This is a genomic window from Janthinobacterium sp. 78 (genome assembly GCF_003096775.1).
GTDB lineage: Bacteria > Pseudomonadota > Gammaproteobacteria > Burkholderiales > Burkholderiaceae_D > Janthinobacterium > Janthinobacterium tructae.
On sequence record NZ_QENT01000001.1, the window covers coordinates 3,547,180 to 3,561,271 of the forward strand.

General features: G+C 63.1%; 15 protein-coding genes. 10 read left to right on the plus strand and 5 right to left on the minus strand.

What is annotated here, in order from left to right; translation table 11 throughout:
- Positions 1 to 10: 10 nt before the first annotated feature.
- Together C8C92_RS15555 and C8C92_RS15560 are read right to left on the minus strand one after the other, a co-directional pair.
- Positions 11 to 643 (minus strand): carbonic anhydrase, encoded by a 633-nt coding sequence (locus C8C92_RS15555; RefSeq protein WP_096235528.1) that lies wholly within the window; start codon positions 641 to 643, stop codon positions 11 to 13.
- Positions 644 to 700: 57 nt separating this feature from the next.
- Complete coding sequence (locus C8C92_RS15560; RefSeq protein ID WP_116744503.1) at positions 701 to 1,087, minus strand: VOC family protein; 387 nt, start codon at positions 1,085 to 1,087, stop codon at positions 701 to 703.
- Between the two features lie 154 nt (positions 1,088 to 1,241).
- On the opposite strand from C8C92_RS15560, the gene C8C92_RS15565 reads away from it, so the two are divergent.
- Positions 1,242 to 1,601 (plus strand): hypothetical protein, encoded by a 360-nt coding sequence (locus C8C92_RS15565; RefSeq protein ID WP_116744504.1) that lies wholly within the window; start codon positions 1,242 to 1,244, stop codon positions 1,599 to 1,601.
- A 70-nt stretch (positions 1,602 to 1,671) separates the two neighbouring features.
- Here the strand turns inward: C8C92_RS15565 and C8C92_RS15570 are convergent, their stop codons facing one another.
- Genes C8C92_RS15570 through mltG form a run of 3 tightly spaced genes read right to left on the minus strand, consistent with a single transcriptional unit; the run spans position 1,672 to position 4,370 of the window.
- Entirely contained in the window at positions 1,672 to 2,700 is a 1,029-nt protein-coding gene (locus tag C8C92_RS15570; protein WP_116744505.1) for a DNA polymerase III subunit delta', read from the minus strand.
- 17 nt (positions 2,701 to 2,717) lie between these two features.
- Positions 2,718 to 3,359 carry a dTMP kinase gene (tmk, locus tag C8C92_RS15575; protein WP_099763702.1) on the minus strand — a complete coding sequence of 214 codons (642 nt, stop codon included), beginning with the start codon at positions 3,357 to 3,359 and terminating at the stop codon, positions 2,718 to 2,720.
- A gap of 24 nt (positions 3,360 to 3,383) precedes the next feature.
- Positions 3,384 to 4,370 carry an endolytic transglycosylase MltG gene (gene mltG / locus C8C92_RS15580; protein WP_116744506.1) on the minus strand — a complete coding sequence of 329 codons (987 nt, stop codon included), beginning with the start codon at positions 4,368 to 4,370 and terminating at the stop codon, positions 3,384 to 3,386.
- 176 nt (positions 4,371 to 4,546) lie between these two features.
- On the opposite strand from mltG, the gene C8C92_RS15585 reads away from it, so the two are divergent.
- From C8C92_RS15585 to C8C92_RS15625, 9 genes are all read left to right on the plus strand, one after another.
- Positions 4,547 to 5,662, plus strand: a complete 1,116-nt coding sequence (locus C8C92_RS15585; RefSeq protein ID WP_116744507.1) for a folate-binding protein YgfZ — start codon at positions 4,547 to 4,549, stop codon at positions 5,660 to 5,662.
- A 7-nt stretch (positions 5,663 to 5,669) separates the two neighbouring features.
- A complete protein-coding gene (locus C8C92_RS15590) occupies positions 5,670 to 5,960 on the plus strand; it encodes a DUF4936 family protein (protein WP_071077248.1) in 291 nt (96 codons plus the stop codon).
- Positions 5,951 to 6,688: an NRDE family protein gene (locus C8C92_RS15595; protein ID WP_099763699.1), complete on the plus strand. Its 738-nt coding sequence runs from the start codon at positions 5,951 to 5,953 to the stop codon at positions 6,686 to 6,688. Before C8C92_RS15590 ends, C8C92_RS15595 begins: the two co-directional genes overlap by 10 nt.
- Before the next feature lie 301 nt (positions 6,689 to 6,989).
- The gene (locus C8C92_RS15600; RefSeq protein ID WP_116744508.1) at positions 6,990 to 7,997 is read left to right on the plus strand and encodes a LacI family DNA-binding transcriptional regulator; all 1,008 of its coding nucleotides are present in this window, start codon (positions 6,990 to 6,992) and stop codon (positions 7,995 to 7,997) included.
- 30 nt (positions 7,998 to 8,027) lie between these two features.
- A complete protein-coding gene (gene xylB / locus C8C92_RS15605) occupies positions 8,028 to 9,515 on the plus strand; it encodes a xylulokinase (RefSeq protein ID WP_207781090.1) in 1,488 nt (495 codons plus the stop codon).
- Positions 9,515 to 10,462 carry a transaldolase gene (gene tal, locus C8C92_RS15610; protein WP_116744510.1) on the plus strand — a complete coding sequence of 316 codons (948 nt, stop codon included), beginning with the start codon at positions 9,515 to 9,517 and terminating at the stop codon, positions 10,460 to 10,462. Before xylB ends, tal begins: the two co-directional genes overlap by 1 nt.
- A gap of 56 nt (positions 10,463 to 10,518) precedes the next feature.
- A complete protein-coding gene (locus C8C92_RS15615; protein ID WP_099763695.1) occupies positions 10,519 to 11,454 on the plus strand; it encodes an ABC transporter substrate-binding protein in 936 nt (311 codons plus the stop codon).
- A gap of 77 nt (positions 11,455 to 11,531) precedes the next feature.
- A complete protein-coding gene (locus C8C92_RS15620; RefSeq protein ID WP_116744511.1) occupies positions 11,532 to 13,031 on the plus strand; it encodes a sugar ABC transporter ATP-binding protein in 1,500 nt (499 codons plus the stop codon).
- Positions 13,032 to 13,057: 26 nt separating this feature from the next.
- Entirely contained in the window at positions 13,058 to 14,065 is a 1,008-nt protein-coding gene (locus C8C92_RS15625; RefSeq protein ID WP_099763693.1) for a ribose ABC transporter permease, read from the plus strand.
- Positions 14,066 to 14,092 lie beyond the last annotated feature (27 nt).

Consider the following 14,092-nt stretch of genomic DNA (forward strand, 5'->3'; position numbering starts at 1 on the left):
TGGCAGCCGATTACAGCTGCGAGGCCGGGTGTTCCGCCAGCGGAACGAAATTGCCGGTCGACTCGTCGAGCGCGTCGAGGGAGCCGTTCTCGATGTCGTACACCCAGCCGTGCAGGGTCAGCCGGTTTTGCGCCATGGCCAGCGCCACCGAGGGATGGGTACGCAGGTTATTCAGTTGCGCCACCACGTTGGCGCGTACCATGCCGTCGATGCGCGACTGTTCCGTCGGATGCTCGATCGACTCGTTGATCATGCGCGCTGCGTCGGCATGGTGCAGCCAGCTGCGCACGGCCGGCATGTGGTCGAGGCAGGCGCAGGTGGCGATCGCCTTCATCGCACCGCAATCGGAATGGCCGCAAATGACGATATCGCTCACGTTCAGGGCGGACACGGCAAATTCCACCGTGGCGCTGACGCCGCCCGGTTCCGGGCCGTACGAGGGCACGATGTTGCCCGCGTTGCGGATCACGAAGAGTTCGCCTGGCTCGCGCTGCGTCACCAGTTCCGGCACCATGCGGCTGTCCGAGCAGGAAATGAACAGGGCCTTCGGGGTTTGTCCCGTGGCCAGGGTCTTGAATAACTCGCGGCGCGCGGGAAAAACCTCTTTTTGGAAGCGTAGAAATCCAGCAATAATGTCGCGCATAAATAAATAGAATGGTTGGCAGAGCCGATATTATCGCTGATCTGGCGCCTGGCTGGCCTATTGCCCCTCGGGCGGCTGCCACAGCTCCACCTTGTTGCCCTCGGGATCGATGACCCAGCCGAACTGGCCATATTCCGACTCGGGCGCCTTCTCCAGCACCGTGCAGCCTTCGTCGCGCAAGGCTTGCAGCAGCGCGTCGAGGTCGTCGACCCGGTAATTGACCATGAAGGCAGCCTTGCCGGGCGCGAACTGCCCGCTGTCCGCTGATGCCACGGACCAGATGGTGGTGCCGCCCGTGGGCTGGCCTTCGGCATCCGTCCAGCTGAAGGCGGCCCCGCCCCACGGCTGCACGTCCAGGCCCAGGTGGCGCTGGTACCAGGCGCGCAGCGCGGCCGGGTCTTGCGCGTGGAAGAAGATGCCGCCGATGCCAGTGACCCGTTTCATGCCCGCCTCCGTTGCTGTCCAGTGCATTGACTGTAACACCGGGTTTCGGGCGTGGCAAACGGACATGGCGCCCTGGTCAAAAAAATTATCAAGATGTATAGTGAGCGGCCGGTGCGCAGCCATGGGGTTGTGCGCGGAAACGTGGAGAGTGTTCATGCTGAAAGTTGCCGGCCCTTTGATACTGCTGGCCTGCCTGGCCCTGACAGCGCCTGCGCATGCACAAGACAAGCGCGACGCGCCCAAGGCCATCCCCGAGGCGGGCTTGTGCGCACCTGTGTGCGCGTCGGCACGCCAGGATTGCCGCGCGCAAGTGCAAGGCGCGACGGAAAACGACACCAGCCCCATCTTGTCGATGAAACCCAGCAGCAATCCCTACGTTGCCGCCGGCAGGAATGTCGACGCGCAAGCGGAGCAGCTGCGCCCGACAGAAGCCCAGGCCTTCCGTGCCCGGCGCGCCGAACGCCAGCAAGCGTGTGAAGTACGCTACCGCAGTTGCACGCGCGCCTGCGGCTGAGTCACTCCAATCGCCAAGCGCGCCAAGCACCAAACAATCTGGATGAACTTGGCAATGCAAGTGCTTGATTCTATTGGCAACTTGATGCGTAATCGAGCAGCATATCTTCCAGAAACAGCTTGGGCGACAAAGGATGCTCGGCGATCGCCCGGCGCTCGTTGGCGGCCTTGATGGCGGCCATCAAACGACTGACGTTGATGCGTCCTGCCAAGGCTTCCAGCTCGCGCCGGTGGCGCGGGTAGTAGCGGATGGTGCCGGACAATTTGACGGAAAACACGTCGTACAGCCAGCGCTGCAACGATGCCACCAGCGGCGCCAGCGGGGCCTTCTGCAATTTGTCCGCCGCTTTCAACGCCGCTTCCACGCCGGGATTGGCCAGCACTTGCAGCAACTGTTCCGTTTCTTCGCGGCCACCCGATTCGGACTGGGCCAGCGCGGCCAGCGGCGCGCCGCCCTGCTCGCGCAGCCAGCTGTCCGCATCGTTCAAGCCTTGGGCCTTGAGCCAGGCCAGGGCCTGCTCGTGGCTGGGCATGGGCAAGGCAAACTTGCGGCAACGCGACAATATCGTCGGCAGCAATCGGTCCAGGCTGTTCGATGCCAGCAGGAACACGGTGCCCGGCGGCGGTTCTTCCAGAGTTTTCAGCAAGGCGTTCGACGCCGGCGTGTTCAATGCCTCGGCCGGGTACAGCACCACCACGCGCAAGCCCTGGCGGTGCGTGGAAATGTTCATGAAGTCGGCCAGGTTGCGGATCTGCTCGATCTTGATGTCTTTCGACGGCGTCTTGGTCTTGGCGCTTTTCTTCGCGCCCTCGCCCTCTTCGCCGTCGTCCGCCACTTCATCTTCCAGCGCTTCCGGACGGACCCGGCGGTAATCGGGATGGTTGCCCTGGCTAAACCAGCCGCACGAGGCGCACGCACCGCAGGCATGGCCGTCGGCGCGCACGTCCTCGCACAGCAAGGCTTGCGCGAAATGCTCGATGAAGTCGGCCTTGCCGATGCCTTGCGCGCCATGGAACAAAATGGCGTGCGGCATACGCGGGCGCAAAGCTTGCAATTGCTGCCAGGCGTCCTGCTGCCAGGGATAGAGAGAACTGATCATTCTTTATTTCTATAAAATCATACGGTTGCAACGCTTTGCTCAAGCAAAACATCAAGCAGTTGCGCGAGCTGTACCTGGATATCGGCGATGCTTTGCGTGGCATCGATGATGCGGAAGCGTTCCGGGAACTGGGCGGCGCGGCGCAGGTACTCGTTGCGCGTGGCGGCAAAGAAGTCCGATCGCTCCTGCTCGAACTTGTCGAGCTCACGCGTGGCGTCCAGGCGGGCTCTGGCCACAGCCAGCGGCACGTCGAACAAGAACGTCAGGTCCGGCTGCAGATGCGGATGTACCCACGCTTCCAGCGCTTCCATCTTGCGCAAGTCCATGCCCCGCCCGCCGCCCTGGTAGGCGAAGCTGGCATCGGTAAAGCGGTCGGAAATGACCCACTCGCCACGCTCGAGCGCCGGCGCGATGACTTGCGCAATATGTTCGCGGCGGCTGGCGAACATCAGCAAGGCTTCCGTTTCCAGGTGCATCTTTTCATGCAGCAGCAGTTCGCGCAGCTTTTCCCCCAGGCTGGTGCCGCCCGGTTCGCGCGATGACACGAGGGCCACGCCCTTTTGCCGCAGATAGTCGGTCACAAAGCCGATATGCGTCGACTTGCCCGCGCCATCGATGCCTTCGAAGGTGATGAAACGGGGTTGATGGTGTTGTGTCATGAAACTCTTAATCTTGTAATTATATTAACGCTGATACTGGTTCACGGCGCGGTTATGGTCGAGCAAGTTGGCCGAGAACTGGCTGGTGCCGTCACCGCGCGCGACGAAATACAGCGCTTGCGTGCGGGCCGGTGCCAGCGCCGCCGTCAGCGATTGCGCGCCAGCGAGGGCAATCGGCGTGGGCGGCAAGCCGCCGCGCGTGTAGGTATTGTACGGGGTGTCCGCTTCCAGGTCGCGTTTGCGGATCTTGCCCTGGTAGTTGTCGCCCATGCCATAGATCACGGTGGGGTCCGTCTGCAGCAGCATGCCCGTCTTGAGGCGGTTGACGAACACGCCGGCGATCATGGCCCGTTCGGACTTTTGCCCCGTTTCCTTTTCCACGATGGACGCCATGATCAGCGCCTCGTACGGGTTTTTATAGGGCAGGGCCGGATCGCGCTTGTCCCACGCTTCGGACAGGCGGCCTATCATGGCCGTGTGCGCCTGCTTGAAAATCTGCATTTCGCTGGCGCCCTTGGCGAACAGATAGGTATCCGGGAAGAACAGGCCTTCCGGCTGCACAAACTCGGGGCTGATTTTCGCCATCAGCTCCTTGTCGGACAAGCCCACGGTATCGTGCTTGAGGCCCGGATGGCTGGCCATGGCCATGCGCATCTGCTTGAAAGTCCAGCCTTCGATGATGGTCAGCGACTCTTGCGCGAATTCACCGCGTGCCAGCTGCGTGATCAGGCGCTGCGGCGTCGTGCCCGGTTTCAGCTCGTAGGAACCGGCCTTGATCTTCGACGTCTTGCCTTCGACGCGCGCCAGCAGGTTGAACAGGATGGGCACGATGGGCACGCCCGCGTCCGCGATCTGCTGGCCGGCCGCATGCGCGCCGCTGCCCGGCGTGATCGTAAACGGGATCGCCTCGCCTTCCGTGGTGATCGGCTGCTGCGCCCAGTACACAAAAGTACCACCGACGCCGATGGCGGCGATGACCGAACTGACTACAAGTTTTTTAAAGAAAGCCATTGTTCCGATTCTTGTGATGCGCCCGCTGGCGAGCAGCGCGCGCTTGTTATGATCGTTCATTTGTGAAGCAAGTGCGTGCAAAGCGGCGCCAACACTGGCAATTTTGCCGCTGCCGACGCGATCTGCGCGACATCACTATAATGAACCCGTAATGATAATGCTTAATCGCTGATCTAATGGAAATTATGAATAACTGGAATCAATTTTTAACCGCACAAGGCGCCCGCCCCGTCGTCGTCGATGGCGCGCCTGACGGCACCGCCCCTATCGCCGCCGCCCTTATCCATGATTTTGGCCAATCCCTGACAGTGTCCCAGCTGCAAGAAGGTTTTGTCGCGGCCATCACGGACCAGGGCTTGATCGGCCTGAACGGCGACGAGGCAGCCAGTTTCCTGCACGGCCAGCTGACCAACGATGTGGAACACCTGGACCAGCAGCAAGTGCGCCTGGCCGGCTACTGCACGCCGAAAGGCCGCTTGCTGGCCAGTTTCCTGATGTGGCGCAACGCCACCACGATCTATCTGCAATTGCCGCGCGCCATACAACCGGCCATCCAGAAGCGCTTGCAGATGTTCGTGCTGCGCGCCAAGGCCAAGCTGCACGATGCGTCCTGTGATGAGGCCAATCAAGTGATCCTGGGCCTCGGCGGCAAGCAAGCCAGCGCCGCCCTGGCCGCCTGGTTCCCCACCCTGCCCGCCACGCCGTTCAGCAAGGTCGACCATGCGCTGGGCACGCTGCTGCGCGTAGCCGATGCCTTTGGCAGCGCTCGCTATGAATGGCTGACGTCGGCCGCCACGGCGCGCGACGTGTGGACGCAACTGGCGCAACAGCTGGCGCAAGGCGGAACGGATGCCTGGCAGTTGTCGGACATCCACGCAGGCATCCCGCAGATCACGGCCGCCACGCAAGAGCAATTCGTGCCGCAAATGGTCAACTTCGAGCTGCTGGGCGGCGTCAATTTCAAGAAAGGCTGCTATCCGGGCCAGGAAATCGTCGCGCGCAGCCAGTATCTGGGCAAGCTCAAGCGCCGCACCACCCTCGTCACCATCGCTGACGCAGCGGCAGTGGCCGGTGGCGAACTGTACACCGTCAGCGACCCCGTGCAGCCTTGCGGCATGCTCGTCAACGCCGCGCCCAATGGCGTAGGCGGCATCGACGCCCTCGTTGAAATGAAACTGGGGGCGATAGCGGAAGGTTCAAGCGCCGCTGGCGCCGTGCGCTACGGCTCGGCCCAGGGCGCCGCCGTGCAATTCCTGCCCATGCCTTACGTGCTCGACGCACTCGATTTGTGAGAATGCCATGAAAGATTTGTACATTTACTATCAGGTAAAGGAAGAGCACGCCCAGGCGCTGGAAGCGCGCGTGCGTGCCTTGCAAGCGAAACTGGCGGCCGCCTCTGGCGTAGCGCCGCAACTGAAGCGCCGCCCGGAAGTCAAGGATGGCTTGCAGACGTGGATGGAAATCTATCCCGTCGTCGGCGAAGGTTTTGCCGAACTGCTGGCCGCTGCCGCCGACGAGGCGGGCTTGCTGTCATTGACGGCCGGCGCGCGGCATACGGAAGTGTTCATGGATTTACCTCCATGTGCCTGATCGTTTTTGCCTGGAAAGTCAATCCGCACATCCCGCTGATTGCCGCCGCCAACCGCGACGAATTCTATGAACGCGCCAGCGCCCCCGCCGGTGCCTGGCCCGAACACCCGCAAGTGTATGCGGGCCGCGACCTGCAGGCGGGCGGCAGCTGGATGGGCATCACGCAGGCCGGCAGCGGCAGTTCGCGCTTTGCCGCCATCACCAACATCCGCAGCCCGCAAGACCGCAACCCGGACGCCCCCTCGCGCGGCGCCCTGGTGGCCGACTATCTGGCCGGCAATATGTCGCCGCAAGACTACATCGCGCAAATCCGCCCCGGCTGCAAAGCCTACAACGGTTTTAATCTGGTGCTGGGCGACGCGCAGACGCTGATCTGGTTTTCCAACCGCGGCGACGGCGACGCGCGCAATGGCCAGCCTCTGGAACCGGGCATCTACGGCTTGTCGAACGCCCTGCTGGACGCGCCGTGGCCGAAAGTCCTGAAGACCAAGGCCCAGTTCGCCAGCCTGCTGTGCCAGGGCGCGCCCGACGATGCGTATTTCGACATGCTGGCCGACACCACGCGCGCACCCGACTTCCGCTTGCCGGACACGGGCGTGCCGCTCGACCTCGAGCGCGTGCTGTCCGCCGTCTGCATCGAAACGCCGGGCTACGGCACGCGCACGTCCACCGTCGTCAAACTGTTCCCGGATTCTCCCGGCGAATTGCATGAGCTGGTGATTCAGTAGGTCGGGGTAGGTCGGGTAGGTCGGGTAGGTCGGGTTAGCGCGCAAGCGCGTAACCCGACAACACCACCACACTCAACCAACATCACCACCGTCCCCGATGTCGGATTACGCGCGCCTCTGGCGCGCTAATCCGACCTACGCAAGCTTCCCCTCTCTTCATCGAAAAGCCACTCGGCAGGCGTCCGCACAAAAAAGAAAGCGCTTGCGCAAGCGCTTTCTTTTGTTTACGATAGATTCAAACGCGGCGACACAGCCGCACACTATCGCAGCACATAATAATAAAAAACCATCAGGAGACACCATGGCCACCATGGAAGATGTAGCGCGGGCGGCGGACGTATCGTTGTCGACCGTTTCGCACGTACTCAACGGCACCCGCAAGGTCAGCCCGAAAACCGTCGCCGCCGTCAACGCGGCCATGCAGCAGATCGGCTATGTGCCGAACATGCTGGCGCGCGCGCTGGCCGGCTCGTCCTCGGGCACCATCGGCGTGGCCATTTCCGCCTTCACCAATCATTATTTCAGCGAAACGGTGCGCGCCATCGAGGCGGCCTGCACGCGCCACGGCTTGATGATGCTGTTTTCCGATACGCATGACGATCCCGCGCAGGAACTCAAAGTGGTGCAGAACTTGCACCAGCGCCGCGTCGACGGCATCGTGCTGGCGCCGTCCGGCGATCCGCACAACCGCACGCTCGACTATTTGACCAGCAACAAGATCGCTTCCGTGCTGGTCGACCGCATGTTGCCGCAACCGTTCGACCAGGTGGGCGTGGAAAACACCGAGGCGACGGCCGAACTGGTCAGCCATCTGATCGCGGCCCACGGCCACCGCCGCATCGGTTTTATCGCGGGCGCGCCCGGCCTGTCCACGACGCACGAGCGTATCGACGGCTACCGCCTGGCCTTGCAGCGCGCCGGCATCGCCTTTGATCCTGAACTGCTGCGCTCGGGCGACTCGAATCTCGAACGCAGTGGCGCGGCGACGCGCGAACTGCTGGCCCTGCCACCTGGGCAGCGCCCAACGGCCATCGTGGCCGGTAATAACCTGATGACCATCGGCACCATGCATGCCTTGCGCGACGCCCATATTGCGGTTCCGCAAGACGTGGCGCTGGCCGGCTTCGATGATTTCGACTGGGCCGATTACTTCAGCCCCCGCCTGACGGTCATGGCCCAGCCGCTCGAAGAGCTGGGCGCCATGGCCGTCGACCTGTTGATCGAACGTATCGCCCATCCTGAGCGTGTCCAGCACGTGCAGCGCCTATCGCCAACCTTGCGCGTACGCAACTCCTGCGGCTGCCCCTGACTTTTTACTCTACACACTATGCATCCAGCGATTTCCCTCGGTATCGACCTCGGTACCTCCGAACTGAAAACCGTGCTGATGGACAGCACCGGCGCCGTGCGCGGCCAGGCTTCCGTACGCCTGGACGTGAGCCGGCCGCAGCCGGGCTGGTCCGAACAGTCGCCGCAGGACTGGTGGGCCGCCTGCATCAGCGCGCTGGGCCAGCTGCGCGCCGCCTGGCCGCAAGACTATGCGCAGATCGCCTGCATCGGCCTGTCGGGCCAGATGCATGGCGCCGTGCTGCTCGATAGTAACGACAACGTGATCCGTCCCGCCATCCTGTGGAACGATGCGCGCGCCGAAGCGGAAGCGGCCAGCCTGGCGCGCGACTATCCGGCGTATGCGGACGTGACGGGCAGCCTGCCCATGGCGGGCCTGACGGCGCCGAAACTGCTTTGGTTGCAAAAGCACGAGCCGGATGCCTTTGCCGCCATCGCCTGTTTGCTGTCGCCGAAAGACTATCTGCGCCTGCGCTTGACTGGGATCAAACTGACGGACATGTCCGACGCGGCCGGTACCCTGTGGCTGGACGAGGCCAAACGCGCCTGGTTCGCCCCCATGCTGGACGCCTGCGGTTTGCGTGTGGAACAGATGCCGGCGCTGGCCGAAGGCGACGCCGCCACGGGCACCGTGCTGGCCGCCGTCGCCGACCAGCTGGGCTTGCCAGCAAACGTGGTGGTGGCTGGTGGCGGCGGCGACAACCCCGTCTCGGCCGTGGGCATCGGCGCCGTCAATGGTGGCGACAGTTTCATTTCACTGGGCACCAGCGCCGCCATCGTCAGTGTGACCGAAGCGCCGCTGGGCAACCCGGCCGGCGGCGTGCACAGCTTTTGCCACGCCCTGCCCGGCCGCTGGTATGCGATGGGCGCGATTCTGTCCGGCGCCAGCTGCCTGCGCTGGGCCACTGGCGTGCTGGGCTTCCCCGACGAAGCGGCCCTGCTGGCACTGGTGGAAAGCGCCCTGCCGCTCGACGCCCCCATCGCGCCATCGGCACCGCTGTTCCTGCCCTATCTGTCGGGCGAGCGCACGCCGCATAACGACCCGAAAGTGCGCGGCGCCTTCTTACAACTGGGCCATGACAGCACGCCGGCGCAGCTGGGCTACGCCGTGCTCGAAGGCGTGGCGTTTGCCTTGCGCGACGCCATGGCGGCCGTCACCTCGACGGGAGCCGTGGTTCCCCACTGCATGCTGGTGGGCGGCGGCGCGCGCAGCCAGTGCTGGGCACAATTGCTGGCCAATGTGCTGGGGCGCGAAATGCGCACCCTGCACAACAGCGAACTGTCTGCCAGCCTGGGCGCGGCCAAGCTGGGCTTTGCCGCCATCGGCGACGCCAGCCTGCTGACGCAGGGTTTGCCCATCAAAAACACTTTCCTGCCCAATGCCGCGCACAGCGCAGCCTTGAGCATCCGCTACGGCCGCTACCGTAGCCTGTTTCCCGCCGTGCAAGCCTTGCACCAACTCAGTGATAAGGAAGAGTAATGAATCAGCTGCAACAATTAAAACAGACCAGCACCGTCGTCGCCGACACGGGCGACTTCTTGCAACTGGCCCGTTTCGCGCCGCAAGACGCCACCACCAACCCGTCGCTGATTTTAAAAGCCGTGCTGCAGCCCGATTACGCGCCTTTGCTGGAAAGCACAGTTGCCGCGCATACATCCGCCTCGCTGGACGATATCGTCGATGCAGTGCTGGTGCGCTTCGGCCTGGAGATTTTGAAAGTCGTGCCGGGCCGCGTCTCGACGGAAGTCGATGCCCGCTTGAGCTTTGACCGCGCCGCCACCGTGGCCCGGGCGCGCCGGCTGATCGCCCTGTACGAGCAGGCTGGAGTAAAACGCGAGCGCGTGCTGATCAAGATCGCCGCCACCTGGGAAGGCATCCAGGCGGCGCGCGAACTGGAGCAGGACGGCATCTTTTGCAACCTGACCCTGCTGTTCGCATTTTGCCAGGCCGTCGCCTGCGCCGATGCGAAAGTACGGCTGATTTCGCCATTCGTGGGCCGCATCTACGACTGGCATAAAAAATCGCTGGGCGCGGCATGGGACGAAGCGGCGCGCAGCTTGTCCAACGATCCAGGCGTGCAATCGGTCACGCGCATCTTTAATTACTACAAGCAACATGGCATCGCCACGCAAGTGATGGGCGCCAGCTTCCGCAACGTGGGCCAGATCACGGCCTTGTCCGGCTGCGACTTGCTGACCATCAGCCCGGACTTGCTGGCGAAACTCGAAGCGTCAAGCGAACCGTTCGAGCGCGCGCTGGGCGGCGACCTGGGCGCGGCGCAGCCGGCCATCACGTATGACGAAGCGGCCTTCCGCTACGCCTTGAACGACGATGCGATGGCGACAGAGAAACTGGCCGAAGGCATACGCGGCTTTGCCGTCGATGCGGGCAAGCTGGACGCCATGATTGAAAAGTTAAGAACTTAATAGTTTTTCACCCGTAGCACCGTTTGTTTTTACAATAAAAACCCTTGGAGATCCTCATGAAAAAAGTCATTACCGCCACCCTGCTGCTGTCCGCCGCCTGCGGCGCCTTTGCCGCCGACAAGCCATTGAAATCGATCGGCGTGAGCGTCGGCGACCTGGCCAACCCGTTCTTCGTGGCGATTGGCCGCGGCGCGGAAGAAAGCGCGAAAAAGCTCGGTGGCCCTGGCGTGAAAGTCACCACGGTGTCGAGCAAGTATGACCTGAACACCCAGGTGGACCAGATCGAGAACTTCATTGCCAACAAGACCGACATCATCATCCTGAACGCCGTCGATTCCAAGGGCATCGCACCGGCCATCAAGAAAGCGCGCAACGCGGGCGTGGTCGTGATCGCTGTCGACGTGGGCGCCGTGGGCGCTTCGGCCACGGTGATGTCCGACAACACCATGGCCGGCGACGTGTCGTGCGCCTACCTGGCCAAGCAGATCGGCGGCAAGGGCAATGTGGTGATCCTCAACGGCCCACCGGTCACGTCCGTGATCGACCGTGTCAACGGCTGCAAGAAAACCCTGGCCGCCTTCAAGGATATCAAGATCCTGTCCGACAACCAGAACGCGGGCGGCAGCCGCGACGGCGGCATGACCGTGATGTCGAACTTGCTGACGGCCTATCCGAAGATCGATGGCGTGTTCGCCATCAATGACCCGACGGGCATCGGCGCCGAACTGGCGATCAAGCAATCGAAGCGCACGGACGTCAAACTGATCACGGCCGTCGACGGCGCGCCCGACGGCCAGAACGCCCTGAAAAACAAGGCCGGCCTGTTTGCCGCCACCTCGGCGCAAAACCCGTACCGCATGGCCACCGACGCCGTGCAAATGGGCTACGACATCATGAACGGCCGCACGCCGAAACAGACCATGGTGCTGTTGCCGACCCCGGCCATCACCAAGGAAAACGTCGCCACCTACACGGGCTGGGTAAAGAACTGATCTGCCTGACCTGAACCACGTGGCGCCGCCTGCCCGCAAGCCGGCGGCGCCAGTTTCACCAGCAAGGAAGGACAGTCATGAGCGACGATATTATTTTTGAAATGCGCGGCATCGAGAAGCGCTTTGGCGCCACGCGCGCGCTGCGCGGCGTGCACCTGACGGTGCGCAGCGGCGAAATCCATGCCGTGATGGGCGAGAATGGCGCCGGCAAGAGCACCCTGATGAAAATCCTCTCGGGCGTGTACACGCCGGACGCAGGTGAAATCATCCTCGACGGCAAGCCGATCAAGATCCGCAACCCGGGCGAGGCCCGCGCGCTGGGCATCAACCTGATTTACCAGGAACTGAGCGTGGCCAAGAACATGACGGTGGCGCAGAACGTCTTCATGGGCAGCGAACCACAAGGACCGTTCTGGACCGTCAAGGGCGGCGAAATGCGCGCGCGCACCAACGCCATCTTGGCCGACCTCGGTTCCCGTTTCGACGCCGACACCATGGTGGCCAGCCTGTCGATCGCCGAGCAGCAGCAGGTGGAAATCGCCCGCGCCCTCGTGCACGAAAGCCGCATCCTGATCATGGATGAGCCCACAGCGGCCCTGTCCGACCGGGAAACCGAACAATTGTTCCGCATCATCGAAGAACAGCGCGACAAGGGCCTGGCCGTGCTGTACATCAGCCACCGCATGGCCGAGGTGGAGCGCCTGGCGCGCCGCATCACGGTACTGCGCGACGGCGCCTATGTGGGCGAACTGGGCAAGGATGAACTGGATCAAAAGAAAGTCGTGCAAATGATGGTAGGCCGCCCCGCCGACGACTTTTATGCACACCAGCGGCGCACCACGCGGGGCGCCGAGCGCCTGCGCGTGGAAAACGTGGGCGGCGGCAAGGTCAAGCCTGCCTCGTTCGCCCTGCATGCGGGCGAAGTGACGGGACTTGCCGGCCTGGTCGGCGCGGGCCGCACGGAACTGGCGCGGCTGATCTTTGGCGCCGACAAGAAGCAATCGGGGCAAGTGTGGCTCGACGGCCAGGAAGTACACATCAAGCAACCGCTGGCGGCGATACGCCACGGCATCGGCTATTTGCCCGAAGACCGCAAGAGCCTGGGCTTGTTCATGCAATTGTCGGCCATGGAAAACATGTCGATGAATATCCTGTCCAGGCATTCCACGGCGGGCGTGGTCAACCGTGGCGCCCTGACGCAGCTGACGCGCGAGGCGATTGCCAACCTCAACGTGAAAGTCTCGGGCCCGGAAGGCATCGTGGGGGGATTGTCTGGCGGCAACCAGCAGAAAGTCTTGCTGGCGCGCTGGCTGGCCATTGCACCGAAAGTGCTGATCCTCGACGAACCGACGCGCGGCGTGGACGTGGGCGCGAAGAGCGAAATCTATAAAATCATCCACCAGTTGGCGGATGCGGGCACGGCCGTGCTGTGCATTTCCAGCGAACTGGCCGAGCTGGTCGGCATTTGCGACCGCGTGATGGTGATGTGCGAAGGACGCCTGACGGGCGAAGTGACGGGCGACGACATCACGCAGGAAAACATCCTCGCCTATGCCACGCAGCTGGAAGCGGCATAAGAATAATCAACAGGAGATAGCAAATCATGACAACTACCACCCGCGGCGCCGCACGCGCCGGCGAACCCTTCAATGCCTCGAACCTGATGCGCCGCCTGGGCATGCTGCCCGTGCTGGTCGTGCTGTACCTGGCCATGTACGGCCTGACCGTGTATTTCTCGGCCGACGGCACGTCGACCTTCATGACCAGCAATAACACCATGAACATCTTCCGCCAAGTATCGATCAACATCGTGCTGGCGTCCGGCATGACCTTCGTCATTCTGACCAGTGGCATCGATTTATCGGTCGGCTCCGTGCTGGCCGTCTCGGCCGTGGCGGGCATGCTGATGTCGCTGTCGGCGCAGTTCGCCGGCTTTTCGATTCCCACCTTCCTCATCGTCGGCTTGCTGCTGGGCGCCCTGAACGGCGTGCTGGTAGCCCTCGTCGGCCTGAACCCCTTCGTCGTCACCCTGGGCACCATGACGGCCCTGCGCGGCGCCGCCTACCTGTTCGCCGACGGCACCAGCGTGCTGAACACGGAAATCCCCAGCTTCGAATGGATGGGCAACGGCAGCTTCCTGGCCATCCCCTGGCTGATCTGGCTGGCGGCGGCCGTCGTCGTGCTGACGTGGTTTATTTTGCGCAAGACGACCCTGGGCCTGCATATCTACGCCGTCGGCGGCAATATCCAGGCGGCCCGCTTGACGGGCATCAAGGTCGGCCTCGTGCTGATGTTTGTCTACACCATCAGCGGCCTGTTCGCCGGCCTGGGCGGCGCCATGTCGGCCAGCCGCCTGTATGCGGCCAACGGTAACTGGGGTACCGGTTATGAACTCGATGCCATCGCGGCCGTCGTACTCGGTGGCACGAGCCTGATGGGCGGCGTGGGTTCCGTCTGGGGCACCGTCATCGGCGCGCTGATCATCGGCGTGATGAACAATGGCTTGACGATCTTGGGCCTGTCGTCGTTCTGGCAGTATGTGGCGAAGGGTGTCGTGATCGTGCTGGCCGTAATTCTCGATAAATGGCGCCAGAGCCACGCGCAGAACTGATGGTGCTGGTGGTGTCGGGTTACGCGC

What these genes read in the sequence shown, in the direction of transcription:
- C8C92_RS15555 (WP_096235528.1), bottom strand. Translation starts at nt 643, where the DNA reads ATGCGCGACATTATTGCTGGATTTCTACGCTTCCAAAAAGAGGTTTTT.
- C8C92_RS15560 (WP_116744503.1), bottom strand. Translation starts at nt 1,087, where the DNA reads ATGAAACGGGTCACTGGCATCGGCGGCATCTTCTTCCACGCGCAAGAC.
- C8C92_RS15565 (WP_116744504.1), top strand. Translation starts at nt 1,242, where the DNA reads ATGCTGAAAGTTGCCGGCCCTTTGATACTGCTGGCCTGCCTGGCCCTG.
- C8C92_RS15570 (WP_116744505.1), bottom strand. Translation starts at nt 2,700, where the DNA reads ATGATCAGTTCTCTCTATCCCTGGCAGCAGGACGCCTGGCAGCAATTG.
- tmk (WP_099763702.1), bottom strand. Translation starts at nt 3,359, where the DNA reads ATGACACAACACCATCAACCCCGTTTCATCACCTTCGAAGGCATCGAT.
- mltG (WP_116744506.1), bottom strand. Translation starts at nt 4,370, where the DNA reads ATGGCTTTCTTTAAAAAACTTGTAGTCAGTTCGGTCATCGCCGCCATC.
- C8C92_RS15585 (WP_116744507.1), top strand. Translation starts at nt 4,547, where the DNA reads ATGGAAATTATGAATAACTGGAATCAATTTTTAACCGCACAAGGCGCC.
- C8C92_RS15590 (WP_071077248.1), top strand. Translation starts at nt 5,670, where the DNA reads ATGAAAGATTTGTACATTTACTATCAGGTAAAGGAAGAGCACGCCCAG.
- C8C92_RS15595 (WP_099763699.1), top strand. Translation starts at nt 5,951, where the DNA reads ATGTGCCTGATCGTTTTTGCCTGGAAAGTCAATCCGCACATCCCGCTG.
- C8C92_RS15600 (WP_116744508.1), top strand. Translation starts at nt 6,990, where the DNA reads ATGGCCACCATGGAAGATGTAGCGCGGGCGGCGGACGTATCGTTGTCG.
- tal (WP_116744510.1), top strand. Translation starts at nt 9,515, where the DNA reads ATGAATCAGCTGCAACAATTAAAACAGACCAGCACCGTCGTCGCCGAC.
- C8C92_RS15615 (WP_099763695.1), top strand. Translation starts at nt 10,519, where the DNA reads ATGAAAAAAGTCATTACCGCCACCCTGCTGCTGTCCGCCGCCTGCGGC.
- C8C92_RS15620 (WP_116744511.1), top strand. Translation starts at nt 11,532, where the DNA reads ATGAGCGACGATATTATTTTTGAAATGCGCGGCATCGAGAAGCGCTTT.
- C8C92_RS15625 (WP_099763693.1), top strand. Translation starts at nt 13,058, where the DNA reads ATGACAACTACCACCCGCGGCGCCGCACGCGCCGGCGAACCCTTCAAT.